Annotated in this window: 1 pseudogene; it reads right to left on the bottom strand. The window is 70.8% G+C overall.

Annotated features, from left to right (window positions below):
- Positions 1 to 808, bottom strand: a pseudogene (locus G3I65_RS44450) (PucR family transcriptional regulator); the annotation flags it as partial.
- Positions 809 to 1,188: the final 380 nt, after the last annotated feature.

Below are 1,188 nucleotides of genomic sequence, written 5' to 3'. Positions count from 1 at the left end.
GGGGGCCGACCGCCGCGCGCCGGCCGGGCAGGCGGCCTTCGAGGCCGAGCAGGTCGCGGTCCGGGTGCGGGGTCAGCAGGCAGGGCTCGGCGCTGTCGAGGTCCACCAGCACGTCGTCGGCGAAGTGCAGCGAAGGCGGGTGTGGTCCGGTCCACGGCTCGAGCGCGATGACCGCGACCTGCTCCGGCATCGGCCACCGCGCGGCCTCGGCCATCGTGGCGAGCGTCGAGGGTGACGACGGCGGGGTGGCGAGCAGCAGTTCGAGCAGCCGGCGGCGACGGCGTTCGAGCGTGCCCGTCGCCATCGCCTGCGCCAGCGTGTACCCCTCGACCGAGTACGCCGAAATCTCGTCCACGTAAGCGAAAATCGCTTCCGCGCCGATGCAGAGCACCGCGGCGGGGAAGCGGTGCGCCTGCCCGAGTTCCGCGATGTACCGCCACGCCGCGCGCCCGCCCGCGCGGTAGGCCGCCTGCAGGGAATTGACGCTGCCGCCGTCGTGGTGGACGCGTCTGCCGACCTCCACGAACAAGCTCGCCCAATCGTCCTGTGTGGACGGTAGGTCTTCGATGCTGTCGATGCAGCTGAGCACCGCCTGCTCGATCGCGAGCACGATCACCTTGCCGAACTCGCCTTCCAGCGGCTTGGCGTACTCCGGCACGGCCCGCTGGACCTCTTCGAGGATCCGCCGGGCGAGCGGGTCGGCGTGCGGCCGGAACCGGCGCGCGAGCTCCGTCGGCAGCGAGCACCACAGCTGGCGGGCGCGGCCGGTACCCCGGGGGTGCGGGATCACCTGGGTGATCGTCGTCATGCCACAACCCCTTTCCGGCACCGGTGCGCGAAGGTCATGTACTCACACGGGATCGGAGTTGGCAACCGCCGATCCTGCCTCGGGACCGGGTTCTGTCACGTGGGGACCAATGGCGGCGGCCAGTATTGTCACCTGTCCGACAAACGGCGGAACACTCACGCGCACAAGGGTTTCCGGTCCGCGATTTGTGGTCCGGGACGGTATCTTCGCGCCCTTCCTCGTTGTTAGCGTGATCAACCGAGGAGGCCGGATGACGACGCTCGTATCGTGGTGCTCCCGCCGCGCCGGCGTGGTCGTCGTGCTGTGGCTGGTGGCGCTGGGCGGCCTCGGGTACGCCGCGCTGCACGCCGGCGCGGCCTTCCGCGACACGATCGACCTGC

Origin of the sequence: Amycolatopsis sp. SID8362, from assembly GCF_010550475.1 — a bacterium.
GTDB classification, from domain to species: Bacteria; Actinomycetota; Actinomycetes; order Mycobacteriales; family Pseudonocardiaceae; genus Amycolatopsis; species Amycolatopsis eburnea.
Note: the sequence above shows the minus strand (reverse complement) of the source record. Positions and strands in the feature narration are given on the sequence as shown.